24 protein-coding genes are annotated in these 23,515 nt (G+C 71.7%); all 24 read right to left on the reverse strand.

Annotated features, from left to right (window positions below; genetic code table 11):
* Positions 1 to 70 precede the first annotated feature (70 nt).
* Positions 71 to 1,087 (reverse strand): DNA-directed RNA polymerase subunit alpha, encoded by a 1,017-nt coding sequence (locus tag Q1K33_RS05110; RefSeq protein ID WP_300401316.1) that lies wholly within the window; start codon positions 1,085 to 1,087, stop codon positions 71 to 73.
* A 109-nt stretch (positions 1,088 to 1,196) separates the two neighbouring features.
* The gene (gene rpsD, locus Q1K33_RS05115) at positions 1,197 to 1,805 is read right to left on the reverse strand and encodes a 30S ribosomal protein S4 (protein ID WP_300401318.1); all 609 of its coding nucleotides are present in this window, start codon (positions 1,803 to 1,805) and stop codon (positions 1,197 to 1,199) included.
* A gap of 28 nt (positions 1,806 to 1,833) precedes the next feature.
* The gene (rpsK, locus tag Q1K33_RS05120) at positions 1,834 to 2,235 is read right to left on the reverse strand and encodes a 30S ribosomal protein S11 (protein ID WP_300401320.1); all 402 of its coding nucleotides are present in this window, start codon (positions 2,233 to 2,235) and stop codon (positions 1,834 to 1,836) included.
* Between the two features lie 92 nt (positions 2,236 to 2,327).
* On the reverse strand, positions 2,328 to 2,705 hold the full coding sequence (gene rpsM / locus Q1K33_RS05125; RefSeq protein WP_300401322.1) for a 30S ribosomal protein S13: 378 nt from the start codon (positions 2,703 to 2,705) through the stop codon (positions 2,328 to 2,330).
* A 272-nt stretch (positions 2,706 to 2,977) separates the two neighbouring features.
* A complete protein-coding gene (gene rpmJ, locus Q1K33_RS05130; RefSeq protein WP_028660644.1) occupies positions 2,978 to 3,091 on the reverse strand; it encodes a 50S ribosomal protein L36 in 114 nt (37 codons plus the stop codon).
* A gap of 131 nt (positions 3,092 to 3,222) precedes the next feature.
* Positions 3,223 to 3,444 (reverse strand): translation initiation factor IF-1, encoded by a 222-nt coding sequence (infA, locus tag Q1K33_RS05135; protein ID WP_300401326.1) that lies wholly within the window; start codon positions 3,442 to 3,444, stop codon positions 3,223 to 3,225.
* A 296-nt stretch (positions 3,445 to 3,740) separates the two neighbouring features.
* Positions 3,741 to 4,817, reverse strand: a complete 1,077-nt coding sequence (locus Q1K33_RS05140) for an LLM class flavin-dependent oxidoreductase (protein ID WP_300401328.1) — start codon at positions 4,815 to 4,817, stop codon at positions 3,741 to 3,743.
* A gap of 28 nt (positions 4,818 to 4,845) precedes the next feature.
* Positions 4,846 to 7,227: an ATP-binding cassette domain-containing protein gene (locus Q1K33_RS05145; protein ID WP_300401330.1), complete on the reverse strand. Its 2,382-nt coding sequence runs from the start codon at positions 7,225 to 7,227 to the stop codon at positions 4,846 to 4,848.
* A gap of 243 nt (positions 7,228 to 7,470) precedes the next feature.
* Positions 7,471 to 7,956: a nucleoside deaminase gene (locus Q1K33_RS05150; protein WP_300401332.1), complete on the reverse strand. Its 486-nt coding sequence runs from the start codon at positions 7,954 to 7,956 to the stop codon at positions 7,471 to 7,473.
* Between the two features lie 106 nt (positions 7,957 to 8,062).
* On the reverse strand, positions 8,063 to 8,911 hold the full coding sequence (locus Q1K33_RS05155) for a MurR/RpiR family transcriptional regulator (protein ID WP_300401334.1): 849 nt from the start codon (positions 8,909 to 8,911) through the stop codon (positions 8,063 to 8,065).
* Positions 8,908 to 10,224 carry an allantoate amidohydrolase gene (locus tag Q1K33_RS05160; protein WP_300401336.1) on the reverse strand — a complete coding sequence of 439 codons (1,317 nt, stop codon included), beginning with the start codon at positions 10,222 to 10,224 and terminating at the stop codon, positions 8,908 to 8,910. Before Q1K33_RS05160 ends, Q1K33_RS05155 begins: the two co-directional genes overlap by 4 nt.
* On the reverse strand, positions 10,221 to 11,486 hold the full coding sequence (locus Q1K33_RS05165; RefSeq protein WP_300401338.1) for an alanine--glyoxylate aminotransferase family protein: 1,266 nt from the start codon (positions 11,484 to 11,486) through the stop codon (positions 10,221 to 10,223). The genes Q1K33_RS05160 and Q1K33_RS05165 overlap by 4 nt, the downstream gene beginning before the upstream one ends.
* A 36-nt stretch (positions 11,487 to 11,522) precedes the next feature.
* Positions 11,523 to 12,890 carry an allantoinase AllB gene (gene allB, locus Q1K33_RS05170; protein ID WP_300401340.1) on the reverse strand — a complete coding sequence of 456 codons (1,368 nt, stop codon included), beginning with the start codon at positions 12,888 to 12,890 and terminating at the stop codon, positions 11,523 to 11,525.
* A 1-nt stretch (position 12,891) separates the two neighbouring features.
* Positions 12,892 to 13,818, reverse strand: coding sequence for a factor-independent urate hydroxylase (gene pucL, locus Q1K33_RS05175; protein ID WP_300401342.1), 927 nt, complete (start codon positions 13,816 to 13,818; stop codon positions 12,892 to 12,894).
* 1 nt (position 13,819) lies between these two features.
* Positions 13,820 to 14,140 carry a hydroxyisourate hydrolase gene (uraH, locus tag Q1K33_RS05180; RefSeq protein ID WP_300401344.1) on the reverse strand — a complete coding sequence of 107 codons (321 nt, stop codon included), beginning with the start codon at positions 14,138 to 14,140 and terminating at the stop codon, positions 13,820 to 13,822.
* Entirely contained in the window at positions 14,137 to 14,631 is a 495-nt protein-coding gene (gene uraD, locus Q1K33_RS05185) for a 2-oxo-4-hydroxy-4-carboxy-5-ureidoimidazoline decarboxylase (protein WP_300401346.1), read from the reverse strand. The genes uraH and uraD overlap by 4 nt, the downstream gene beginning before the upstream one ends.
* A gap of 153 nt (positions 14,632 to 14,784) precedes the next feature.
* Positions 14,785 to 16,299: an AtzH-like domain-containing protein gene (locus Q1K33_RS05190; RefSeq protein WP_300401348.1), complete on the reverse strand. Its 1,515-nt coding sequence runs from the start codon at positions 16,297 to 16,299 to the stop codon at positions 14,785 to 14,787.
* A complete protein-coding gene (locus tag Q1K33_RS05195; protein ID WP_300401350.1) occupies positions 16,296 to 17,414 on the reverse strand; it encodes an acetamidase/formamidase family protein in 1,119 nt (372 codons plus the stop codon). Before Q1K33_RS05195 ends, Q1K33_RS05190 begins: the two co-directional genes overlap by 4 nt.
* A 54-nt stretch (positions 17,415 to 17,468) precedes the next feature.
* Positions 17,469 to 18,497 (reverse strand): c-type cytochrome biogenesis protein CcsB, encoded by a 1,029-nt coding sequence (gene ccsB, locus Q1K33_RS05200; RefSeq protein WP_300401352.1) that lies wholly within the window; start codon positions 18,495 to 18,497, stop codon positions 17,469 to 17,471.
* Entirely contained in the window at positions 18,494 to 20,119 is a 1,626-nt protein-coding gene (locus tag Q1K33_RS05205; RefSeq protein WP_300401354.1) for a cytochrome c biogenesis protein ResB, read from the reverse strand. Before Q1K33_RS05205 ends, ccsB begins: the two co-directional genes overlap by 4 nt.
* Positions 20,116 to 20,889, reverse strand: a complete 774-nt coding sequence (locus Q1K33_RS05210; RefSeq protein WP_300401356.1) for a cytochrome c biogenesis protein CcdA — start codon at positions 20,887 to 20,889, stop codon at positions 20,116 to 20,118. The genes Q1K33_RS05205 and Q1K33_RS05210 overlap by 4 nt, the downstream gene beginning before the upstream one ends.
* Positions 20,882 to 21,463 carry a TlpA disulfide reductase family protein gene (locus Q1K33_RS05215; protein WP_300401358.1) on the reverse strand — a complete coding sequence of 194 codons (582 nt, stop codon included), beginning with the start codon at positions 21,461 to 21,463 and terminating at the stop codon, positions 20,882 to 20,884. The genes Q1K33_RS05210 and Q1K33_RS05215 overlap by 8 nt, the downstream gene beginning before the upstream one ends.
* Before the next feature lies 1 nt (position 21,464).
* Positions 21,465 to 22,142 carry a histidine phosphatase family protein gene (locus Q1K33_RS05220; RefSeq protein WP_300401360.1) on the reverse strand — a complete coding sequence of 226 codons (678 nt, stop codon included), beginning with the start codon at positions 22,140 to 22,142 and terminating at the stop codon, positions 21,465 to 21,467.
* Positions 22,139 to 23,509, reverse strand: a complete 1,371-nt coding sequence (hemL, locus tag Q1K33_RS05225) for a glutamate-1-semialdehyde 2,1-aminomutase (RefSeq protein ID WP_300401361.1) — start codon at positions 23,507 to 23,509, stop codon at positions 22,139 to 22,141. Before hemL ends, Q1K33_RS05220 begins: the two co-directional genes overlap by 4 nt.
* Between the last annotated feature and the right edge of the window lie 6 nt (positions 23,510 to 23,515).

Below are 23,515 nucleotides of genomic sequence, written 5' to 3' on the forward strand. Positions count from 1 at the left end.
GCGCGGCGCAGACGCCGTGGGACCAGCGAAGCTGGACACACGCGCGTCTGCGACGCGCTCGCACCATCAATCAGTACTGCTCGTCCTCGACGAAGGCATCGTCGTCGTCGTCGCCGTAGGCCGCCAGGGCGGTGGCCGGGTCGAAGCCGGGCGCGGAGTCCTTGAGGGACAGCCCCATCTCGACCAGCTTGGCCTTGACCTCGTCGATCGACTTGGCGCCGAAGTTGCGGATGTCGAGCAGGTCCTGCTCCGAGCGGCTGATGAGCTCACCCACGGTGTGGATGCCCTCACGCTTGAGGCAGTTGTAGGACCGGACCGTCAGCTGCAGGTCCTCGACCGGGAGGGCGAGGTCGGCGGCGAGCTGCTCGTCGACGGGCGAGGGCCCGATGTCGATGCCCTCGGCCTCGACGTTGAGCTCACGGGCGAGGCCGAAGAGCTCGACCAGCGTCTTTCCGGCCGACGCGATGGCGTCGCGGGGCAGGATCGACGGCTTGGTCTCGACGTCGATGACGAGCTTGTCGAAGTCGGTGCGCTGCTCGACTCGGGTGGCCTCGACCTTGTAGGTGACCTTCAGCACGGGGCTGTAGATCGAGTCGACGGGCATCCGGCCGATCTCGTTGTCGGCGCCCTTGTTCTGCACGGCCGACACGTAGCCGCGGCCGCGCTCGACGACGAGCTCCATCTCCAGCTTGCCCTTGTCGGACAGCGTGGCGATCTTCAGGTCGGGGTTGTGGACCTCGACCCCGGCCGGCGGCGCGATGTCGGCGGCGGTGACGTCACCGGCACCGGACTTGCGCAGGTACATGGTGACCGGCTCGTCGTGCTCGGAGGAGACGACGAGGCCCTTGAGGTTCAGGATGATCTCGGTGACGTCCTCCTTGACTCCCTCGATGGTGGAGAACTCGTGGAGGACGGTGTCGACCTTGATGCTCGTGACCGAGGCACCGGGGATCGACGAGAGCAGCGTACGGCGCAGCGAGTTGCCGAGCGTGTAGCCGAAGCCCGGCTCGAGAGGCTCGATGACGAACCGCGAGCGGAACTCGTCGACGGTCTCTTCCGACAGGGTGGGGCGCTGTGCGATGAGCACTGTTGTTTTCCTTTCCGGGCCCACCCGCTATTTGACGGACCCGAACTGCAGAGGTGAAAAGGAAGGTGAGGCTGGTCGGGGACGGGGCGCCGCCCCCGACCGGGGAGAACTACTTCTTCGAGTAGAACTCGACGATGAGCTGCTCCTGGATGGGCATGTCGATCTGCTCCCGGATCGGCGCCTGGTGGACCAGGACCCGCATCCGGTTGGGCAGCACCTGAAGCCAGGCCGGGACGACACGCTCGCCGTGGGTCTCACGAGCCACGATGAACGGGGTCATCTCGAGCGACTTCTCGCGCACGTCGATGATGTCGTAGGCGCTGACCTGGAACGACGGGATGTCGACCTTGTGCCCGTTGACCTGGAAGTGGCCGTGGACGACGAGCTGACGCGCGTGGCGACGGCTGCGCGCGAACCCGGCGCGGTAGATCACGTTGTCCAGGCGGCACTCGAGGAGCTGGAGCAGGTTGTCACCGGTCTTGCCGGTGCGCCGAGAGGCCTCGACGTAGTAGTTGTGGAACTGACGCTCCATCACGCCGTAGGTGAAGCGGGCCTTCTGCTTCTCCTGCAGCTGCGAGCGGTACTCGCTCTCCTTGATGCGGGCGCGGCCGTGCTGGCCGGGAGGGTAGGGACGCTTCTCGAACGCTGCGTCTCCACCGACGAGGTCGACACCGAGACGGCGCGACTTCCGGGTCATGGGTCCGGTGTAACGGGCCATGGTGGGTCTCCTTACTGTCTCGGGTCGGTCAGACGCGCCGGCGCTTGGGCGGGCGGCATCCGTTGTGCGGGGCGGGGGTGACGTCCTGGATGGTGCCGACCTCGAGGCCGATGGCACCCAGCGAACGGATCGCGGTCTCGCGACCCGAGCCCGGACCCTTGACGAAGACGTCGATCTTCTTCATGCCGTGGTCCATCGCTCGGCGCCCGGCGGCCTCGGCGGCCATCTGGGCGGCGTACGGCGTGGACTTGCGCGAGCCCTTGAAGCCGACGGTGCCGGCGGAGGCCCACGAGATCACGGCCCCGGTGGGGTCGGTGATGGTGACGATGGTGTTGTTGAACGTGCTCTTGATGTGGGCTTCGCCCTGAGCGATGTTCTTCTTCTCCTTGCGGCGCACCTTCTTGGCGCCCGCGCGAGCCTTGGGAGGCATCGGTTATCTCCTTTGAGACGAGTGACTGGTCGAGGACCGGTGGTCGAGGTGCGAGCTCGCGAGCCTCGAAACCCCCGGCGGGGGAGGAAGAGCTACTTCGTCTTCTTCTTGCCGGCAACCGTGCGCTTGGGGCCCTTGCGGGTGCGCGCGTTGGTCTTGGTGCGCTGACCGCGGACCGGGAGGCCCTGGCGGTGACGGCGCCCCTGGTAGCTGCCGATCTCGATCTTGCGGCGGATGTCGGCCTGGACTTCACGACGGAGGTCGCCCTCGATCTTGATTTCCTGGTCCTCGATCGCGTCGCGGAGCTTGACCAGCTCGTCATCTCCCAGCTCGTGGACCCGCAGGTTGGGGTCCACACCGGTGAGCTCGAGGAGCTTCTGGGAGCGGGTACGGCCGATGCCGTAGATGTAGGTGAGCGCGATCTCGACGCGCTTGTCGCGCGGGAGGTCGACGCCGACGAGGCGTGCCATGTGATGGCCTTTCGGTTCTGCAGAGGTTTCCGACGTGATGCGTCCGTAGTGCCTACGGCCCCGGCCTTCTGCTCCGGAGGTGCTTCAGCCTCGCGTGCGAGGCCTAGCGATCACGTTTGTGTGGGTTGTTCAGTTGTGGTGGAGCGGTGTGGTTGAGCGATTCGTTCGTCTCGCCGGATCTCGATGCGCCCGTTCCTGCCTCGCAAGCTCGGCAGGAGGGGGGCTTACTCGATCTGCGGCTGAGACGCCACCGCTCCTTCGTCGCGGTGGCTTCAGCCTTGCCGCTGCTTGTGACGCGGGTTGGAGCAGATCACCATGACGCGACCGTGGCGACGGATCACCTGGCACTTGTCACAGATCTTCTTGACGCTCGGGTTGACCTTCATGTCAGCCCTTTCTTGTTCGTATTCGGCTGGAACGAATCTTCCGCAAGCCGCCCGACCGCCTCAACCGGCGATCACGTGGACTGCGAGCACGGCAGCGTGGCGCGACGAAGGAGCGACACGCTCGTGCCGATTCACTTGTAGCGGTAGACGATGCGCCCACGGGTGAGGTCGTACGGCGAGAGCTCCACCACGACCCGATCCTCGGGGAGGATCCGGATGTAGTGCTGGCGCATCTTGCCGCTGATGTGAGCGAGCACCTTGTGGCCGTTGGACAGCTCCACGCGGAACATCGCGTTGGGGAGGGCTTCCGCAACGGTGCCCTCCATCTCGATCACGCCTTCTTTCTTCGGCATGTCCTCACAATCTCTGCTCGACTTCAACTGACTTCGACTGACGTAGTGCTGCTACCGGCCGGCCCGGGAACCTCCCGGTCAGGTGACCGGTGGACCTCGTGCGGCAGTCTCGTGATCCTCATTTCCCCGACACGGCGCTGAGCTCTCGTGCGAGAGGTGGTCAGCGGCGATCCGAGCAGCCGCGAGGCGTCACGAAACAGACCCACGTTGGGCCGACACACCAGTCTAGGGTCGTCGGCCGTCGAAACACGAATCGAAGCCCCGGCGCCCGCACGCGCGGCCGTTCAGGACGCCGTTCAGGACGCGAGGAGGCGCAGGGTCTGCTCGCGGGAGGGGGCCGTCGACGGGTCGGTGCCCACCCACGCGCCCGAGACCGGGTTGACCATGACCTCGTCGACGCCGTACGTCGCCGCCAGCTCGCGCACCTGCGTCCGGGCGCCCTCGGGGTCGCCGATGACCCAGCGCCGGGCCATCGCGTCCATCAGGTCGTGCTGGTCGGCGGGCAGGTCCCGCTTCTCGGCCTCCTCGACGAGGTGCTGGGCGGTGAGGGGCGAACCGCTGCGCAGGGCCAGCATCATCTGCAGCTGGGGGGCGGCGAGGCGACGCGCCTCCTCGGCGGTCTCGGCGACCGAGGCGTTGACGGTCAGGAACGTCTGCGGCTCGCGCAGGCCGGAGCCGTCGGGCGCGGGACGGAAGTTGCTGCGGTAGAGCTCGAGCGCCTCGGCGGTCCCCTGGCCGGAGAAGTGGTGGGCGAAGACGTAGGGCATCCCCTTCTCCGCCGCCAGGCGAGCGGAGTAGTCGGAGGAGCCCAGCAGCCAGATCGTCGGCACGGAGGCTGCCCGGGGCGTAGCGGTCAGGGTGTGCACGCTCCCGCGCAGCTGGAGTCCGACACCGCTCGGCTCCATCATCGACAAGACGTCGTCGACGTACTCCGGGAAGCGGGTGACGTTGTCGTCGCTCACGCCCCCGGCGCCGTGGCGCAACGCCCAGCTGGTCACCGGGTCGGTCCCCGGAGCGCGGCCGATCCCGAGGTCGATGCGGCCGGGGTAGGCGGCCTCGAGCAGCGCGAACTGCTCGGCGACGACGAGCGGGGCGTGGTTGGGGAGCATCACGCCGCCGCTGCCCACGCGGATCCGCTCGGTGGCGCCGGCCAGCATGGCGATCAGCACGGGCGGGTTGGTGGCCGCGACCGCCGGCATGTTGTGGTGCTCGGCGACCCAGTAGCGCTCGTAGCCGAGGTCGTCGGCGGCGCGCGCCAGGCTCAGCGCCGCGGTGACGGCATCGGCACTGCTCTGGTCGGAGCGCACCGGCACCAGGTCGAGCACGGACAGTCGAGGGAGTCGAGGCGGGAGCGGCGGGTTGTCGGTCGTCATCTCCGGCACAACCGTGGGTCGTCGGTGATCATTCCGCACGCGTGGCGCTGCGTCGGACGAGGAGGAGCGCGAGGTAGGAGGACCCCGCGAGCAGGAGCGCCAGCATGACGAGGTCGAGCAGGAAGTACGCCGCCCCGGCCTGCGCGATCCAGTCGACGTCGGCGTCCTCCGCGTTGGCGCGCGGCCGCTCGATCCCGATCGCGGAGCCTGCCGCTGCGTAGGCCCACCGCGACGGGGAGAGCCAGGCGACCTGCTCGAGCAGGGGTCGCGCGGCGATCGCGAACAGCGTCCCGCTGAGCACGAGCTGGACCATGATCACGCCGACCAGGGCCGGCATCGCCTGCTCGGTGCTGGTCACCACCGCCGAGAGGGCCAGTCCCACGACCACCATCACGAGGGACAGGGCCCCCACGACGAGAGCCAGGCGCGTCGTCCCCGCGAACCCGTCCGGTCCCGGCAGTCCTGCCGTCGCGATCCACGTGACGAGCAGGCCCTGCAGGAAGGCCAACGCACCCAGGACGGCGATCTTGCTGGCGAGGTAGGCACCGGGCGAGAGCCCGACGGCGTACTCCCGGCGGAAGACGGGGCGCTCCCCCACCAGCTCCCGGATCGCCAACGCGGTGCCCATCAAGCAGGCCGCCACGACCAGCACGGTGAGTCGTTGGCGGACCTCCTGGCTGCCGTCGCCGGCTGCGAGCGCGGCATCGAGCGAGAGCCCGTGCTCTCCGGGGACCAGCCGGCTCAGTCCCCCGAGGACCAGCGGCAGCGCGACGAGCATGGTCAGCAGCAGGCGATCAGCGACCACGACGGCGAGATTGCGCCGGATGAGCGTCGACAGCTGACGCTCGCGGGACTGGTGCCGCGGCGCCGGCACGGGGGTGACCACCGACGGGACCAGTCCGGTCTCGGCGGGTGGTGCGGGCGGCGGGATCCGCGACCAGAGGTCCGGGTCGTCGAGCAGGTCGAAGACCTGGGGGTAGGTGTCGACGCCGAAGTGGGCGAGCACGCCGTCGGGCGGGCCGTGGTAAGCGATCCGACCACCTGGGGCGAGCACCATCACGGCGTCGCAGACGTCGAGCGCGAGCACGGAGTGGGTCACCACCATGACCACCCGACCCCCGTCGGCGAGCCCGCGCAGCTGGCGCATCACCTCGAGGTCCAGACCGGGGTCCAGGCCCGAGGTGGGCTCGTCGAGAAAGAGCAGCGGCGGAGCGGTGAGCAGCTCGGTGGCGATCGAGACCCGCTTCCTCTGCCCGCCCGACAGCTGGCTGCCGATCCGGTTGTCGAGGCGCTCGGAGAGCTGGAGCTGAGCGGCGACCGTGTGCACGCGGGCGGCCCGCTCGTGCGGCTGGGTGTCGGGCGGAAGGCGCAGCTCCGCGGCGTACCCCAGTGCCTGGCGCACCTTCAGCTGAGGGTGCTGGATGTCCTGCTGGGGCACCACGCCGATCTGGAAGCGCAGCTGGTCGTAGTGGGCGTAGAGGTCGTGGCCCTGCCACACGACGCGCCCCTGGGTCGCCGGGGACAGCCCGGTCAGGGCGCCGAGCAGCGTGGACTTGCCGGCCCCCGAGGGACCGATCACCGCGGTCAGCGACGACGGGTCGAGCTGGAAGGAGAGGTTGTCGATCAGACGCTTGCCACCCTTGGCCACGACCGACAGGCCGTCGGCATAGAGCGTGAACTCGTGCCGCGTCGCCGTCGAGAGGAGCTGATCGCCGTCCCAGACGAAGGTCTGGTTGCCCAGCACGACCTCGGCACCGGGTCGCAACGGCGCCGACCCCAGGACGCGCCGGCCGTCGACGAAGATCCCGTTGAAGCTGCCGCCGTCGTGGAGCACGGCTGCCGTGCGCGAGGTCGCGAGCTCGAGCCGGCCGTGGAAGCGCGAGACGAGGGGGTCGTCCAGCACGATGTCGTTGGACAGGTCGCGCCCGATCGACAACGTCCCGCCCGAGGACCGGGGGCGACCAGCCGGCACCAGCGTCTGACCGTGGGCCAGCTGGCCGGGCGGTACGACGGGCTGGGGGGCGCCGGGTTCCGGGTGCGGGATCGACGTCGCGGGCGCTGCCGGCACCACGGGCGCCGCGGGATCGGTGCTGGTCGAAGCCGGTGGCCGGGTGAGCCAGACGGTGATGCTCTCGCCGTCGAGGCCCCCGAGACGCAGCAGCGTCTCGGCGGTGCCGAGTCGGTGACGTCGCGCGCGCTCCCCCGCGACGTACGTGCCTCCGCTGCTGGAGTCGACCGCGACCCACGCGTCACCGTCCGGCTGCAGGGTGAGGTGGTGGCGTGAGGCCCGGGGGTCGCTCACCACGACGTCGCAGGTGGTCTCACGGCCGATCACGACCCGCCCGGTGAAGCGTCGCTCGCCCTGCTCGCTGCGCACCCACACCGAGGGAGCTGACTGCCGGGTGTCCATGGGCGTGCGGTGCGTCCCTCGTCGTCGTTGGCGTGGTCTGACCGTGGTCGGGCGGCGTCAGCCTAGTCAGGCCGGGTGGTCGAGGCCGCCCGCGCGGGTCGTGTGCCTGAGGCCTACCCATGGACCGGTGTCCCACACACGACCCGAGCAGACGACCCGAGCAGACCGGCCGAGCAGACCGGCCGAGCAGACGGGCCGAGCCGAGGGGCCGGCGGGCGTCGAGGGGGTGCGCCCCCGACGACCTCAGTAGCGGGTGCGCTCCAGGTCGGCGAGCCACGCGTCGAAGGGCGCGCTGCTCACCACGTCAGCGCCCGGGACGCCGCGCTCGACCACCGTCGGCCAGGTGGCCCGGTCCTGGGTGAGGAGCTCGTAGAACGCTCGGTCGTCGAAGCCGCCCCGCGCGGCGTCGTCGCGGTCGGCGGCGAAGACGACCCGGTCCAGGCGCGCCCACAGCGAGGCCGAGACGCACAGCGGGCACGGCTCGCACGAGGCGTAGAGCGTGCATCCCGCGAGCGAGAAGTCACCCACGACTCGCCCGGCAGCGCGGATGGCCTGCACCTCGGCGTGGGCGGTGGGGTCGAGGTCGCGGGTGACGCGGTTCTGACCCTCGGCCACGAGGGTCCCGGCGCGCACGATCACGGCACCGAAGGGTCCTCCGCCGTCGGCGACGTTGGCGACCGCGAGCTCGATCGCGCGGGCCAGCCAGGTCTGGTCGGTGTCGCTGGTCATGGGTGCTCCTGCGGGTGCTGGGTGCGGATGGGGTGCGGGGCGCGGCTCTGCGCCGAGGAGAGCGGGTCCGCCGGACGGATCCGGTCGGACGCCGAGGGCCCGGGGGCTACTCGACCTCGCCGAGCCGTCGGTAGCTGGAGACGATCGAGCTGACCCGGTCGCGGGCCGGGCGTCCGAGGGCGGCGTGCACGCCGTCGGCCAGCACGCTGACCACGCTCATCGCCGCGGCGTAGGAGTCGAAGGCGAGCGTCGTACCCACGGGGCACTCCAGCCACACGCGGGCGTGACGGGCGTGCGCGGCGGCGGTGGGGTCGGCGAGGAGGACGACGTCGGCCCCGCTGGCGGCGACCGAGGCGAGCACCGGGCCGAAGCCGGACGGGCGCCGTCGGAAGCCGACCATCACCACGGCGTCACCACTGCGCAGGTCGGCGATCTCCTCGCCCACGACCTGGCCCGGCAACGGTGCCAGGCGTACGTCGGGCCGCACCTGGGCCAGCTGCTGGCGCAGGTGCAGGGCGACCGGATGGGAGTTGCGCCACCCGATCACCAGCACTCGCCTGGCACCGGCGAGCACCGAGACGGCCTCCCCGATGGGCGCTCGGTGCAGGACCCCGGCGATGGCGGCGGCCTCCCGGGCGGCGTGGCCCTGGACGTCGACCAGCCCCTCGGTGCGCAGGGGCACCCCGGTGGTGCGGACGTCACGCAGGTGGTCGCGGACCTCCTCGAAGCCCGCGAACCCCAATGACCGGAAGAGCCGGCTCATCGTCGCCTTCGACACGCCCGCCAGGGCGGCGAGCTCAGCGGCCCGGTAGGTCGCGAGGTCGTCGAGGTGGTCGAGCAGCGTCTGGGCGGCGCGGCGCTCCTGCGGCGAGAGCTCGTTCTGCCGCGCGACGATGCGCTCCTCGATGCCCGGCAGACCGGCCGCGCGAGTGCTGCGGCTCAGGGGGGTGCTCATGACGCGGGCGTCCGCGCGACGTACGACTCGGCCACCGCGAGCACGGCAGCCTCGAAGGCGTCGATGCCCCGGGCGACGTCGATCTCGCGGACGTCCTCGCCGGGGTGGTGGCTGATGCCGTCGAAGCAGCGCACGAAGAGCATCCCGATCTCGGTCACCGCAGCGATCGCCATCGCGTCGTGGCCGGCGCGACTCCACAGCCCCATCGGGGCCGCATCGCCCGTCTGACGTACGCCGGCGACGACGGCGTCCTGGAGCCAGGGCGCGCAGGGGGCGGCCGGAGCCCGGTGGGTCTCCAGCACCTCGAAGCGCAGTCCTCGGGACTCGCAGATCGCCTCGATCGCGACGGCGATCTCCTCCCACACGGCGTCGCGGTCGGCGTCGTGCGCCGCACGCAGGTCGAGGCTGAAGTCGGCCCGCCCCGCGATCACGTTGACCGCACCGGGTGCGACCTCGATCCGGCCGACGGTGGCGATGGCGTCGCTGCCGCCCTGCGACTCCAGGGCGATCCGCTCGATCTCGGCTATCGCGAGGCTGGCGCCGACGAGCGCGTCCTTGCGTCGGGGGTACGGCGTGCCTCCGGCGTGGCGGGCCTCGCCGAGCACGCTGAGCCGGAAGCGACGCGCACCCGCGATCGTGGTGACGTAGCCCAGCGACCGGTCCGCGGCCTCGAGGAAGGGGCCCTGCTCGATGTGCGCCTCGAGGTAGCCGACCAGGTCCTCGGGACGCCGCGCGGCGGCACCGACCTCGCGCGGGTCGAGCCCGAAGGCGGTGAACGCGTCGTACAGGCTGATGCCGTCGCGATCGCGCAGGTCCCACCAGTCGTCGTCCCAGACCCCAGCAGCCGCGCTGCTGCCGAGCAGGGCGGTGCCGAAACGGGTGCCCTCCTCGTCACTGAAGCCGATCACCTCGAGGGCGAAGGGCAACGGCGCGATCTCACCCTCGTCGACGCGCCTGGCGAGGCGCTCGGCGACGGCGATCGCCATCACCACGCCGAGCATTCCGTCGAAGCTGCCGGCGTCGGGGACCGTGTCGAGGTGGGAGCCCAGGAGCAACGCGGGCAGGCCCGGCTCGCGCCCCTCGCGGCGCCCGCACACGTTGCCGGCCGCGTCCTGCCAGGTGTCGAGGCCGGCCCGCTGCATCCACCGGGTGGCGGCCTGGTTGGCCAGCGCGTGCTCGGCGGAGAGGTGCACCCGTTCGAGGCCGGAGGTGCGCGCGGAGTACTGGTCGAGGATCGCGCAGCGGGCCAGTGCCTCGCCGGCGCTGGTCTCCTCGTGGACCTGCTGGCCCTGGCCGTCGTGACCCGCGCTCATCGACCGGCTCCCGCATAGACCTCGCGCGCGGCGCCGACGCCTCCACCGGCGGTCAGCGGCACGCCACCGGCGCGGAGCACCTGCTCCAGCGCGGCGAGGGTGAGCAGGACGGCGTCGCGTCGGGCGTTGTAGCCCATCGTGCCGATCCGCCAGACCCGCCCGGCGAGCGGGCCGAACGACGTACCGATCTCGATCCCGAACTCCTCGAGCATCGCCGATCTCGCGGCGTTGCCCTGGTCGCCCGAGAGCTCGCCGGGGATCTCGACGGCGACGACGTTGGTCATCTTGTGGGCCACGTCGCCGAAGACGCGCAGCCCGAGTCCGCGGACCCCGGCGAGCATCGCGTCGCCATGCAGGCGGTGCCGTGCCACGGCCGCCTCCAGGCCCTCCTCGACCAGGAGCCGGGCGCACTCGCGAGCGCCGTACAGCATCGTGGTGGCCTCGGTGTGGTGGTTGAGGGCGCGTGGCCCCCAGTAGTCCATCACCATCGCCAGGTCGAAGTAGTTCGACGCGATCCGGCGCTCGGGCGCGACGTCCGGGTCGCCCTCGTCGCGGATCCCGGCCTCGACGGCCTTGCGGGCGTTGATCACGTCGACCGCGGCGGGGCTCATCGTGATGGGAGCCGACCCGGAGGGGCCTCCCAGACACTTCTGCAGCCCGGCCGTGACCACGTCGACGCCCCAGGCGTCGGTCTCGAACGGGTTGCCGCCGAGGCTCGCAGTGGCGTCGCAGTACAGGAGCACGCCGTGGCGCCGACAGATCTCACCGAGGTCGGCCAAGGGCTGGCACATCGTGGTCGAGGTGTCGCCCTGCACGACGGCGAGGACCTTCGGCCGGACCTGCTCGACGGCGGCCTCGACCTGCTCGGGGGTGAACACCTCGCCCCACGGCACCTCGATGGTGTGCACCTCGGCCCCGCACCGCTCGGCGATCTCGGTGAGCAGGTGCCCGAAGCGGCCGAAGACCGGCACCAGCACCCGGTCGCCGGGCTCGAGCAGGCTCACGAGTGCCGCCTCGATGCCGGCGCGCGAGGTGCCGTCGACGAGCAGCGTCTGCACGTGGGTCGTCCGGAAGACCTGGCGGTAGAGGTCGCTGGTCTCGGCCATCGTGGTGCGCATCCACGGGTCGTACTGGCCGACCAGCTGGGAGCCCATCGCCTGCAGCACGCGCGGGTAGGCGGTGATCGGACCCGGACCCATGAGGAGGCGAGGTGGGGGGTCGAGGTGTCCGGGGTGTCCGATGGGTCCGAGGGGGGCGCTCACGTCCCCACCCTATGAAACGAACGTTTCTGGTGCGTTTCAGGGCGCTCGGCGACGGCTGAGCATCCGTCCGGCCCGGAGGTCGGGCGCCGCCCGGTCCACCAGGACACCGCCGAGCACGGTCGTGGTCACCGACGCGTCGTACTGCTGGCCGTCGTAGGCGGAGATCGGGTTCCTGTGGGCCAGACGGGCCACCTCGACGAGCAGCGGCGCGGCGCCGTCGAGGACCAGGAGGTCGGCGTCGGCACCGACCTCGATCCGACCCTTCGCCCCGAGCCCGACGAGGTCGGCGGTCGAGCGCGCCATCCAGCGGCTGACGTGCTCGATCCCGATCCCGCGCCGGGCGGCCTCGGCGGCGACGGCGGTGAAGCCGACCTGCAGGCCGGCGATCCCGCCCCAGGCCTGCTGGAGGTCGCCGTCGCCGCGCTCCTTCTCCTCGGCCGTGGCCGGCGAGTGGTCGGTGACGACCACGTCGATGATCCCCTCGACCAGCGCCTGCCACAGTGCGTCGCGGTTGCCTGCGTCGCGGATCGGCGGGCAGCACTTGTACTGCGGGGACGCGTCCGGGATGCCACCGGCGTCGAAGCAGAGGTAGTGCGGGCAGGTCTCGACGGTCACGGGCAGTCCCTCGGCGCGGGCCCGGGCGAGCAGGTCGAGGGTGCGCGCACTGGAGAGGTGGAGCACGTGGACCCGGGCCCCCGTCGCGCGCGCGCCGTCGAGCACCTGCTGGATCGCGGCGGTCTCGGCGGCGTCGGGGCGGGAGAGCAGGAAGTCGGCGTAGGCGCGGCTCGACGGAGCAGGGGCGTCGTCGAGGATACGGGCGTCCTCGGCGTGCACGATCATCAGCGCGTCGATCCGCGCGATCTCGGCGAGGTGCTCGCGGAACTGCGTCGGGTCCAGCGGGGGGAACTCGTCGACCCCCGACGGCGCCAGGAAGCACTTGAAGCCGAAGACGCCGTCCTCGTGCAGCGGCGCCAGGTCACCGAGGTTGCCCGGAACGGCGCCGCCCCAGAAGCCGACGCCGACCGCGAGCTGGCCGGCGGCCGCCGCGCGCTTGGCCTCGAGCCCGGCCACCGTCGTCGTGGGCGGGATCGAGTTGAGCGGCATGTCGACCAGCGTCGTGACCCCGCCCAGGGCGGCGGCGGTCGTCGCGGTCGCGAACCCCTCCCACGCCGTACGACCCGGCTCGTTGACGTGGACGTGGGTGTCCACGACGCCGGGCAGGAGCACCGCGGAGTCGGGTACGGCGAGCACCTCGCCGCCGGCGTCGGCCAGCGGGTGGTCGAAGGGCTCGATCGCCGCGACCCGGGCCGCGTCGAGCAGGATCGTCGCCGGCACCAGCTCGTCGCCGACGAGGACGCGTCGGGCCCGGACCGCGCTGAGCTGCCTGCTGGGCTGGGGGCTCACGTCAGCAGAAGCCGGGGATGCCGGCCCAGGCGCGGGGCTCGTCGGGCACGCCCTCGCGCACGACCGCCGCCTCGATCAAGCCGTACGGCCGATCCGCGGCGAAGAAGACCTCGCCCGGGTTGTCCTGCCCGAACGGCGCCAGGTCGACGAGGAAGTGGTGCTTGTTGGGCATCGAGAAGCGACACTCGACGATCCCGGGAAAGGCCTCGAGCACGGCCTTGCCCATCGCGAAGAGGGTCTGCTGCAGGGCCCGGGAGTGGAAGGTCGCGAACGTCTCCAGCATCACCGCACGGACGGCCTCGAAGGAGGCGTCGAAGTCGAGGTCCTCGACGTGGTCGGACCCGCCAGGGGGTGCACCGTGTCGCCACCACGCGGTCACCGACGTCGCCAGGATCCGGTCGTCGGTCTCGGGCAGGGTCGTGTACCTGTCGCGCGGGAACCCGGAGAACTCCGAGCCGGTCGACTTGAGCACCGTGCAGTCGGTCAGGCCGGAGATGACGAAGGTGTCGGCCCCGTCGACCTGCACGACGGCCGTGCGGGTCTCGGTGCCGGCGCGGGCGAAGGCGTGGTCGTGCGGCTCCCCGTCGGCCACGATGCGCTGCCAGGAGTACTGCTCGGCGCTCCACGTGCCGCCGGTGACCCATGGGAAGTCCTCGGTGAAGTGGCGTCCGAGCCGGAGCAGGAATGCCTCGGGCGAGCCCACGCCGTACTCCTGGGCGAAGGCGTAGACGGTGTTCTTCTGGGTGTCGGTCGCCACGACCTGGCTGTTGTCGCCGTCGGTGTGGCAGGCCTCGAAGTCGCCGCGCAGCTGGCTGGTGACGTTGAGGTCCTCGATCTCGTGCCGTGCACTGTCGCGGGTGACCCGGACCAGGCGGCACTCCGCCTTGCCGTACTGGTTGGCCCCCAGCACGATGTCTCCGTCCGCCATCTCAGCTCCCTCGGTAGGTGGTGTAGGACCAGGGTCCCAGCAGCAGCGCCACGTGGTAGTGCTCCTCGGTGGCGTCGACCTCGAACGACAGCACCACCTCCGGGTAGAGCGTCGCGCGATCGGCGGCCGCGAACCACGGCCCGGTCGCGAACGTGAGGCGGTGGGTGCCACCTCCGATCGGTACGTCGAAGCGCACCCTGCCGTCGGGGTCGGTGGTCGCCTCGGCGAGGTGGGTCGCGTCGGGGCCGGTGAGGGCGACGGCGATCCCGGCTGCCGGTCTCCCCAGTGCCGAGTCGAGAGCGTGGGTGCTGAGCGTCGTCACGCGACCAACCCTCGCAGGCGCAGCGCGGCGATCTCGCGCAGCTGGCCGGCGGTGACCCGCAGCTCGGTCGCCGGGTCGTTGGTCAGCCGCGCCTCGAGCAGCGCCAGGATCTCCTCGGCGCTGCGGCCGGCGGCACGCACCAGGTAGATCCGGTCGAAGCGAGCCTCGTACGCCGCGTTGCCCTCGGCCAGGCGGCGCTGGACCTCGGAGTCCTGCGGGTCGACGCCGGCCTGCTCGCGCTGCGAGTGCTCGGCGGAGGCCCCCTCGCCCTCGTGCTTCTCGCCGATCCGCGGGTGGTCGGCCAGCGCCGCACTCACCTGCTCGTCGCTCCAGGCGGCGGCGCGTTCGTCGGCGTAGGCGTGCAGCGCCTCGGCATCGACGAACGGCCTCGCCTCGGCCACGTCGGCCGCCCACGCCGGGACGTCGGCGCAGCTCGCGACGAGCTCGGTGGCATCGCCCTTGGTGAGCGCGTTGAAGTCATCGATCGTCATGGGTCCTCCCCCGTCGGGATGCTAGCCGCCGGGGGTTTCGTCGGCGTGACGCCCCCGAATGACGCTCCGGACGGACGTCATCGTGGCTCCACGCAGACAGTCCCTGACGAAGTGGCCCTTCCTGGCCCGGATCAGGGGCCACTTCGTCAGGGACTATCTGCGATCGAGCACGACCACAGGAGCGAACGCCAGCAGGTCGCGGTCCCGCCCGGGCGCGGCCACCAGGCACAACCCGGCCGGGAGACCCTCGGCGGTGGTGACGGGGACGTTGACGGCGGGCAGTCCGGCGATCCCGGCCAGGCAGGTCAGCTGCAGGGTGGCCTCGCGTACGACGTCCAGGTCGGAGTCGACCAGCGGTGCGACCGAGGAGGCGGACGGCAGCGCGACGAACCGGTCGCCCACCAAGGACCTGATCTGCTGGCGGGCGGCGAGCAGGTCGGCAGACGCCTCCAGCGCCCGGGGCTCGGTGATCCGAGAGGCCATCTCGAAGCGACCACGGACGTCGGCGCCCAGGGTGTCGAGGCGGCCGGCGAGCCAGGGGCCGTGGGCCTTCCAGGCCTCCCAGGCCTGCCAGGTGGTGAAGGCGGCGCGCCAGGCAGGCAGGGCGGAGAGGTCCCACGACTCCTCGGTCGCGCCGAGGGCGTCCGCGGCCTCGCCGACGGCGGAGGCGACGTCGGGGTCGGCGAGGGCCAGGAGCTCGGGCACGACGACCAGGTCGCCCACCGTGCCCACGGGACGCGGCCCGGCCGGGGGCAGCAGCACGTCACCCACGGCAGCGAGGAGGTCGGGCGTGCGGGCGAACCACCCGACCGTGTCGAAGGACTCCGCGAGCGGCAGCAGCCCGGTGCGGTCGACGGCGTCGTGACTGGTGCGGATGCCCCAGACGCCGTTGTAGGCGGCCGGCACCCGGATCGAGCCGCCCGTGTCGGTGCCGAGTCCGATGCTGACGTGGCCCAGCGCGACGGCCGAGGCCGAGCCCGAGGACGACCCGCCGGAGATCCGCCGTGGCGCCTTCGGGTTGGGCGGGGTGCCGAAGTGGTGGTTGGTCCCGGCCAGGCTGTAGGCGAACTCGTCGGTGCGGCTGATCCCGGTCACCTCCGCCCCCGCGGCCCGCAGGGCAGCGACGGCGCCGGCGTCGGTCGTCTCGACGGCCGCGGCGGCCTCCCAGGCCGGGTTGCCCGCGCCGACGCGCTGGCCGGCGACGGCGTACAGGTCCTTGACCGCGACGCTCTCCCCGGCGAGCGGCCCGTCGCCGGTGGCGCGCGCCAACGGCGAGCCGAGCGTGCGCCAGATCCGGGCGTCGTACGCCGGGGGCGGGACGGCGACGTGGGCGGCCGTGACGACCCAGCCCTGCTCCTGCCTCTCCCAGAGCTGGGTCTGCTGGCCGCGTCCGCCCCGCACGAGCTCGGTGGTCGCGACCACGAGCGCGTGGTCGTCGTCGACGGTTTGCACGTGGGTCTCCACGACCGTCCGCTGCGGCGCGCCGCCGCGACTGCCGCGGAAGGCGCTGATCTGGTCGTGCCCCACGAGCAGGCCGACCGCGTCGCCGCGCAGCGTGTCGGGCCCGGGCGCGAAGAGCCGGTCGAGGGCCTCGACGTCGTTGCTCATCAACGCGCGCTCGTAGCCCCAGAAGGCGTCCATCAGCCCGGCAGGCGCCTCGGCCCTCACCGGTTGCCCCGGGGGCGGTCGACGGCGTCGAAGTCGCTGCGCCGGATCCGGGCGTGCACGCCCTTGACGACGTCGACGACCTGGCTGATGTCGAAGTCGGTCGCGGCCGACAGGTAGGCCAGCGCGAGCGAGGGGTCCATGCCGTAGCGGGCCTGCAGCAGGGCGATCGCGTGCCGCACGCAGTTGGCCATGGCCACGTCCAGGTCGGGGTCGAGTCCGGTCGGGATCAGGTAGTCGCCGGTCGAGGCGAGCGGACCCGCGACCTCGCCGAACGCCTCGACGGCGTCCTCGCGTGCCACGACGTCGAGGCGGACCGTGGCCCGCAGCGACGCCTCCAGCGCCGTCAGGGCGACCTCACCGTCGCCCTGGGCGAAGTGCGGGTCACCGACGTAGGCCAACGCTCCCTCGACCTGCACGGGCAGGTAGAGCGTCGAGCCGACGGTGAGCAGGTTGATGTCGATGTTGCCGCCGTACGGGCCGGGGGGCACGGAGTGCGGGCGCTCGGCACCGGCCGCGGCGACGCCCATGATCCCGAGGAACGGCGCGAGCGGGAAGCGCACGACCGGCTCGCCGCCCGGGACCAGTGGGAGGCCGCCGACGCCCTCCTCGACGATGCCGGCGAAGGCGGAGTAGACGGCCGCGCCGTCCAAGGGGAACTCCCCCGGCAACGCCCCCTTGGCATGACGGTTGGAGATCACGCCGTATGGCACCCGGGGCAGCGTCTCCAGGACGGTGATCGCGAGCAGGTCACCGGGCCGCGCGCCCCGGACGTGGACCGGCCGCGAGACCACGTGGGGTCCGTCGACCCCGAAGGTGCGCGGGTGGGTCCCGTCGGTGGCGGCAGCGAGGGCGACGGCGTCCTCCAGCACGTCGTCCGGCCCCTGGCCGTGGGTGGCGAAGAAGGCCCGCGGGTCGCGGCCCTGGTCCTCGAGGATCCCCTCGTGGCTGATCGTGTCGAAGGTGACGTCGGCGCCCGGGTCGACGGTCAGGACCGCCTCGTCGGCGCCGCACGGCAGCCGTCCCCACAGGACGTGCTCGGGGGTGGAGGGCAGGTAGTGGTCGGCGCGGATCGGCCCCGCGCCCGGCTGCAGGATCTGCGGGAGGGGTGAGGTCATGGTGCCGCGACGATAGTGCGCCCGCGTGTCAGCGAGGTGACGTAGCCGGTCGACTCACCGGGTCTCGAGGCTCGGCGCCGGCGCGCCTCGCGCCTCGACCACCGCAGGCGCCTCCGGTGCCGCGCCGGCGTACGAGTGCTGCGAGGAGGTGGAGAAGTAGTTGATCCCGATGAAGTTGAACCACAGGGTCGCCAGGCCGATGATCGCGAGGATCGCGGCGTTGCGGCCCTTCCACCCGGCCGTGGCGCGGGCGTGCAGGTAGGCGGCGTAGACGACCCAGGTGATGAACGCCCAGACCTCCTTGGGGTCCCAGTTCCAGTAGCGCGACCAGGCCTCGTGCGCCCAGATCGGGCCGGTGATCAGGACCGCGAAGGTCCACACCGGGAACGCGAAGGCGTGCACGCGGTACGCCGTACGGTCCAGGACGGCGAGGGAGGGCACCCGCGACATCGGGCCGGTCGTGGTCTCGCCGACCCGCATCTTGACGAGGTACATGATCGAGGCGATGCCGCCGAGGGTGAAGGCGCCGGTCGCGATGACGGCCGAGATGACGTGGATGACCAGCCAGTAGGAGTCGAGCGCCTCGGTGAGCGGGGCGACCTCGGAGTGCAGCCAGATGACGGCGACCATCAGGACCGTGACCACGAAGCCGGTCACGATCGGGGCCATCCAGGCCAGGGCGTACTTGCGGTAGAGCGCGAGGTACATCAGGACCACGAAGAAGCTGCCCGAGACCGTGAACTCGTACATGTTGCCCCACGGCACCCGGTTGGGGTCGGCGGCCATGCCGCGCCCCACGAGCGAGACGAAGTGTCCCGCGCAGGCGATGATCGTGAGGACCACGCCCAGGCGTCCGAGGAAGTCGACACGCTGGCTGCGGGCCTCGTCGAGCCCGGCGGGAGGACCTGTCGCGGTGGCGACGCCACCGCCCGTCGACGACTCGGTGGTGGCGGCCTCACGGACCGAGCGGGGCGCCCGCAGCGAGGCCCACTCGGCGAGGTGCACCATCAGGGCCAGGAAGTAGAAGATGCCGGCCACACCGATGGCCTGGTTGCTCAGGGTCTCCCACGCGGTGTCCGTCATGGTCGATCATCCTGCTCTCGGTCGGTCTGGTCAGCGGGCGGGTCCGGCGAGTCCTCGGGGGGTGGTCCGCGGAGCTCGGCGACGACCGAGGCCAGGACCTCGCCGACGTCGCCACCGCCGGAGCGGTCGAGCGCAGCCACCTCGACCATGGTCGCATCCCCCTCGCGGCGGGCCCGCACCCAGATCCGTCGTGGACGGATGAAGAGGGAGCCGAGGAGCCCGATCAGGGCGAGGACCACACCGCCGAGGGCGACGAGCTTGCCGGGGCTCTGGCTGATCTGGATCCGCACCCACGGCTCGACGCCCTCGAAGGAGACCGTGCCGAGGCCGTCGGGCAGGGTCTGGGTCTCGCCGAGGCGCAGGTCGAGGCGGAAGGGCTGGCCGTTGTCCTGGAGCACCTGGTCGGCGCGCTCGGTGTCGAGGGCGTAGACCGACTGGGGCTTGCCGTCGTCCTGCCCGAGGTCACCGGTGTAGACGAGCATCGAGACCAACGGCTCGAGGTCGTCGGGCCACACCGTGACCGGGTCGCCGTCGACGAGCGCGAACGTCGGGTAGAAGAACCCGTCGAAGCCGATCCCCGCGGCTGGCGGCTTGATCACGCCGAACGACAAGAACGACGGGTCCTGCGGCAGGAAGACGCTCGGCCCGTCGTAGGTGACGTTGCCGTCGCCGTCGCGCACGGTGATGACCGGCGCGTAGCCGTGGCCGATCAGGAAGACGTCGGTGTCACCGATGGTGAGCGGATGGTTGACCCGCAGGTCGTAGGTCTGCTCGGGGGCGTCGACGCTCTCGCGGTAGGTCAGGCCCGCGTTGAACTTCCGAGCGGTGCCGGCGGCGGAGCCCTCGGTGAGCCACTCGATGTCGAAGCTGTCGACCGTCATCAGGAAGGGGTCGAAGTCCTCGCTCCCGAACAGCGAGCCGGGGTCGAGGTCGTCGTAGGACGCCCCCGCGTTGGCGAACTGCTGGCCCTGCAACAGGAGCACACCGCCCTGGTAACCGAGCAGCGAGCCGATCGCGAAGCCGACCAGCACGAAGATCACCGAGACGTGGAAGACCAGGTTGCCGACCTCGCGCAGGTAGCCGCGCTCCGCACTCACCGCCAGGTCGTCGCCGTCCTCGGCCGGGCGCAGGCGGTAGCCGCGGCTGCGCAGCACCACCCGCGCGTTGACGAGCACGTCGTCGACACCGTCCGAGGAGGTGTACGACGCGTGGTCGGGCAGGCGGAGCAGGTTGCGCGGGGCCTTGGGCGGCGGCGACTTGATCGTGCGCAGGTAGTGGAAGGTGCGCGGGATGATGCAGCCGACCAGCGAGACCATCAGCAGGATGTAGATCGCCGAGAACCACGCCGAGTCGTAGACCGAGAAGAGCCCGAGCCGCTCGTAGATCGGTGTGAGCGAGGGGTGCTGGTCCTTCCAGCGCGACACGTCGAGGGCGTCGACACCGGACTGCGGGATGACCGAGCCGGGCACGGCCGCCAGAGCCAGCAGGAGCAGCAGGATCAGCGCCGTACGCATCGACGTCAGCTGGCGCCACAGCCAGCGGGCGAGCTCGCGCGCGCCGAGCTCTCCAGGGCGACGCTCGGGCCCCGGGTCGGTCCGGGAGCGCTCCTGCACGTCGGTCATATGGACACCTCGAAGCCGTCGACGAGCTGGATCTGCAGCCACTGCACGATCCAGTCCCACCACCCGGTGACCAGCAGGAGCCCGACGACCACCAGCATCGCGCCACCGATCCGCATCACGAGCTGCTGGCGCCTCCGGACCCAGCCGATGGCGCCCAGGCTGCGGCTGTAGAAGACCCCCGCCAGGACGAACGGGATCCCGAGTCCGAGCGCGTAGACGACCGAGAGCAGCGCTCCGCGACCGGCCGTGGCGTCGGTGTAGGTGAGCCCGACGATCACGCTGTACGTCGGCCCGACGCACGGGCTCCAGCCCAGGGCGAACAGCGCGCCGATCAGCGGCGCCGCCCCCAGACCGACCGAGGGGACGGCGTGGAAGCGCCACTCCCGCTGCAGCCCCGGGAGGAACCGGGTGAACACTCCGGCGAAGACCAGGCCGAGCCCGATGAGCAGCGCGCCCATCACGACGGTGATCTCGTCGCGATAGACGACCAGGTAGCTGCCGGCACCTCCGACAGCGGCTCCCAGCAGCACGAAGACCACCGTGAAGCCGAGCACGAACAGCACCGAGCCGGCCAGCATCCGACCCCGCCGCCGTCCGGCCTCACCGGTCGCGAGGTCGGCGCCGGAGAGCCCGGTGGCGTAGGAGAGGTAGCCCGGAAGCAGCGGGATCACGCAGGGGCTGAAGAAGGAGACGAGGCCGGCGACCGCCGCGACGGGCACGGCCAGGGCCAGCGAGCCACCGGCGGCCTGGGTCTGGAACCACTCAACCATCGTCGGCCTTCACGTCCTCGACGACGTCCTCGAGCGTGCCGGCCGAGGTGATGGCTCCGCTGATGACGGCGGCGACCCGGCCCCGGGTGTCCAGGACGTACGTCGAGGGCGGCGACCTGGGTGCGTAGCGACCCAGCGCCAGCACGCCGGGGCCGGTGTCGGCGATGGTGGGGTACTCGATGCCGAAGCGGCGCTCGACGGCGAGAGCGTTCTCGAACGAGGTCTCGCGGAAGCTCATCCCGACGAACGTGGCGTCGACCTGCTCGGAGGCCTCCTTGAGGATCGGCGCCTCGGCCAGGCACGGGTTGCACCACGAGCCCCAGATGTTGAGGACGACGACCTCGCCGCGCAGGTCGGCCAGGTCGATCGGCTCGTCCTCCAGGGACGGCCCGGAGATCTCGATCGGGTCGCTGCGCTCCGCAGCCGGGATCTGGACGACCGTCCCGTCCCCGACCACGAAGTTGGCCTCGTCGGTGCCGCCGAGCGAGCTGCACCCACCGGCCGCCGCCACCACGGCCAGGAGGCCGAGGAGCAGCGGGGTCAGTGCGCGACGGCGCGACGGCGTACGGGTCATGTCAGGGCTTCTTGTCCTCGGGGGCTCCCCCGGCGGAGAAGGTGGCGCCCTTGTCGGCGGCCGGGATCAGGTCGCCGGCCGGCTCCGAGTAGGAGACCTGGGTCAGCCGATCTCCGACGAAGTGCAGCGACGTCAGCGAGCACAGGGTGCACTGGCGGCTGCGGGGGTCATGGAGGAAGGAGCGCTTCTCGGCGTGCAGCCGGGTGGTCCAGATCGGCAGCTGGTGGGAGACGACCACGGCCTCGTGTCCGGCGGCGGCCTCGCGCGCATCGTGCACCGCGGCCATCATCCGCTCGGCGACCTGCTTGTAGGGCTCGCCCCACGACGGCTTGAAGGGGTTCCAGAGGTAGCGCCAGTTGCTCGGCTTCCTCAGCGCGTTGCGACCGGCGCCGAACTGCTCACCCTCGAACTTGTTGGTCGACTCGATGACCCGCTCGTCGGTGACGATCTCCAGCCCGCGGGCAGCGGCCAGTGGAGCGGCGGTCTCCTGGGCCCGCTCCAGCGGCGAGCAGCGCAGGTGGGTGATATCGCGGGTCTTGATCGTGTCGGCGACCTGCTCGGCCATCTGCACGCCGAGGTCCGAGAGGTGGAAGCCGTCGCGGCGTCCGTAGAGGACGCCCTCGGGGTTGTGCACCTCCCCGTGGCGCAGCAGGTGGACGACGGTGTCGGGAGTGCTCACTGCGGTGTCTCCTTGGTAGACGACTGGAGCCGGGACTGGGACTGGGCCGCCGCTGCGGCCGCGGCGGGCAGGGCGTCGAGGATCGTCTGGACGGCCCGCTCGTCGTGCGCCGACGACAGGAACCATGCCTCGTAGGCCGAGGGAGGCAGGTAGACCCCGGCCTCGAGCATGGCGTGGAAGAAGGCGGCGTACGCCGTCGCGTCGGTCAGGGAGGCGTCGGCGAAGTCCCGCACCGCACCGTCGCGCCCCTCGGTGAAGAACACCGAGAACATCGTCCCGGCGCTCTGGACGAGGTGAGGCACACCGGCAGCCGTGAGCGCCTCGGTGGCGGCCGCCTTGATGGTGTCGCCGGCCGACGTCAGGTGGTCGTAGACCTCGTCGGTGGCCAGGCGCAGGGTGGCCAGACCGGCGGTGGTCGCGACCGGGTTCCCCGAGAGCGTGCCGGCCTGGTAGACGGGGCCCTCGGGGGCCAGGTGGCTCATGACGTCGGCGCGGCCGCCGAAGGCGGCCGCCGGGAAGCCGCCGCCCATCACCTTGCCGAAGATGGTCAGGTCGGGCGCCCAGCCCTCGGACCGGCCGTCGAGCCCCCAGTGGCCGTGCTTGCTGGCCCGGAAGCCCGTCATCACCTCGTCGCTGACGAACAGCGCTCCGTGGCGGCTGCACGTCTCGGCGAGGAACTGGTTGAAGCCGGGCTCCGGCGGCACGACCCCCATGTTGCCCGGGGCGGCCTCGGTGACCAGGCACGCGATCCGGTCACCGTGCTCGGCGAAGACCGCTTCGACGGCCGCCCGGTCGTTGTAGGGCAGCACGAGGGTCAGCTCGGTCGCCGACGCGGGAACGCCGGGGGTGCCGGGCACGGCGAACGTCGCCAGGCCCGACCCGGCGGACGCGAGGAGCGCGTCGACGTGGCCGTGGTAGCACCCGGCGAACTTCACCACGACGTCGCGGCCGGTGACGCCGCGCGCCAGCCGGATCGCCGACATCGAGGCCTCGGTGCCCGAGGACACGAAGCGCACCCGGTCGACGGGGGTGCGCGCGACGATCTCCTCGGCGAGCTCGACCTCGGGGATCGTCGGGGCGCCGTACGACGTGCCGCGCGCGACGGCCTCGGCGACCGCGGCCTGCACCTCGGGGTGGGCGTGGCCGAGCAGCATCGGGCCCCAGGAGCAGATCAGGTCGACGTACTCGTTGCCGTCGGCGTCGGTCAGCCAGGCTCCGGCGGCCGAGCGGATGAAGCGCGGCGTGCCGCCGACGGCGTTGAAGGCCCGGACGGGGGAGCTCACGCCACCGGGAATCACCTCGCGGGCCCGGTCGTAGAGGCCGCGCGACGCAGACGTGTCGGTGTCGATGTCGTCGATGTCGGTCACCCCCTC

Origin of the sequence: Nocardioides sp. (assembly GCF_029937575.1) — a bacterium.
Classification (GTDB): Bacteria; Actinomycetota; Actinomycetes; order Propionibacteriales; family Nocardioidaceae; genus Nocardioides.

What these genes read in the sequence shown, in the direction of transcription:
- rpsM (WP_300401322.1), bottom strand. Translation starts at nt 2,705, where the DNA reads ATGGCACGCCTCGTCGGCGTCGACCTCCCGCGCGACAAGCGCGTCGAG.
- Q1K33_RS05210 (WP_300401356.1), bottom strand. Translation starts at nt 20,889, where the DNA reads ATGGTTGAGTGGTTCCAGACCCAGGCCGCCGGTGGCTCGCTGGCCCTG.
- rpsK (WP_300401320.1), bottom strand. Translation starts at nt 2,235, where the DNA reads ATGCCTCCCAAGGCTCGCGCGGGCGCCAAGAAGGTGCGCCGCAAGGAG.
- ccsB (WP_300401352.1), bottom strand. Translation starts at nt 18,497, where the DNA reads ATGACGGACACCGCGTGGGAGACCCTGAGCAACCAGGCCATCGGTGTG.
- rpsD (WP_300401318.1), bottom strand. Translation starts at nt 1,805, where the DNA reads ATGGCCCGTTACACCGGACCCATGACCCGGAAGTCGCGCCGTCTCGGT.
- uraD (WP_300401346.1), bottom strand. Translation starts at nt 14,631, where the DNA reads ATGACGATCGATGACTTCAACGCGCTCACCAAGGGCGATGCCACCGAG.
- Q1K33_RS05215 (WP_300401358.1), bottom strand. Translation starts at nt 21,463, where the DNA reads ATGACCCGTACGCCGTCGCGCCGTCGCGCACTGACCCCGCTGCTCCTC.
- infA (WP_300401326.1), bottom strand. Translation starts at nt 3,444, where the DNA reads ATGCCGAAGAAAGAAGGCGTGATCGAGATGGAGGGCACCGTTGCGGAA.
- Q1K33_RS05160 (WP_300401336.1), bottom strand. Translation starts at nt 10,224, where the DNA reads ATGAGCGCGGGTCACGACGGCCAGGGCCAGCAGGTCCACGAGGAGACC.
- pucL (WP_300401342.1), bottom strand. Translation starts at nt 13,818, where the DNA reads ATGGCGGACGGAGACATCGTGCTGGGGGCCAACCAGTACGGCAAGGCG.
- Q1K33_RS05205 (WP_300401354.1), bottom strand. Translation starts at nt 20,119, where the DNA reads ATGACCGACGTGCAGGAGCGCTCCCGGACCGACCCGGGGCCCGAGCGT.
- Q1K33_RS05145 (WP_300401330.1), bottom strand. Translation starts at nt 7,227, where the DNA reads ATGGACACCCGGCAGTCAGCTCCCTCGGTGTGGGTGCGCAGCGAGCAG.
- rpmJ (WP_028660644.1), bottom strand. Translation starts at nt 3,091, where the DNA reads ATGAAGGTCAACCCGAGCGTCAAGAAGATCTGTGACAAGTGCCAGGTG.
- Q1K33_RS05140 (WP_300401328.1), bottom strand. Translation starts at nt 4,817, where the DNA reads ATGACGACCGACAACCCGCCGCTCCCGCCTCGACTCCCTCGACTGTCC.
- Q1K33_RS05150 (WP_300401332.1), bottom strand. Translation starts at nt 7,956, where the DNA reads ATGACCAGCGACACCGACCAGACCTGGCTGGCCCGCGCGATCGAGCTC.
- Q1K33_RS05155 (WP_300401334.1), bottom strand. Translation starts at nt 8,911, where the DNA reads ATGAGCACCCCCCTGAGCCGCAGCACTCGCGCGGCCGGTCTGCCGGGC.
- Q1K33_RS05195 (WP_300401350.1), bottom strand. Translation starts at nt 17,414, where the DNA reads ATGACCTCACCCCTCCCGCAGATCCTGCAGCCGGGCGCGGGGCCGATC.